This window comes from Paraburkholderia sp. JHI2823, assembly GCF_038900695.1.
In the GTDB taxonomy this organism is placed as follows: Bacteria; Pseudomonadota; Gammaproteobacteria; order Burkholderiales; family Burkholderiaceae; genus Paraburkholderia; species Paraburkholderia mimosarum.
Window position 1 is genome coordinate 1 of the sequence record NZ_JAYMRY010000322.1, and the last position, 407, is coordinate 407.

The 407-nt window shown below is 66.1% G+C and carries 1 protein-coding gene; it reads left to right on the forward strand.

Features of this window, described 5'->3' with window-relative positions:
* On the forward strand, window positions 1-407 hold a 407-nt coding region (locus tag VSR34_RS38830; protein WP_342965290.1), incomplete at both ends, for a mechanosensitive ion channel domain-containing protein.

Genomic DNA, 407 nt, shown 5'->3' on the forward strand with positions numbered 1-407 from the left:
GTGCTGTGGATCGTCGGCCGCTGGGTCATCGGGGTGATTTCCAACCTGTTGCGCAAGGTGCTGTCACGCAACGGCAAGGTGGATCCGACGCTCGCCCACTACCTCGCCTCGATTCTCGCCGCGCTGCTGAACCTGCTGCTCGTCCTCGCGATCCTGCAAATCTTCGGTGTGCAGACGACGTCGTTCGCCGCGCTGCTCGCCGGTCTCGGCCTCGCGATCGGTACCGCGTGGGGCGGCCTGCTCGCGCACTTCGCGGCCGGCGTGTTCATGCAGGTGCTGCGGCCGTTCAAGGTCGGTGATTTCGTCACCGCCGCGGGCGTCACCGGCACCGTCACGGAGCTGGGCCTGTTCGGCACGACGATCGTCACGCCGGACAACGTGACGACCATCGTCGGCAACAACAAGAT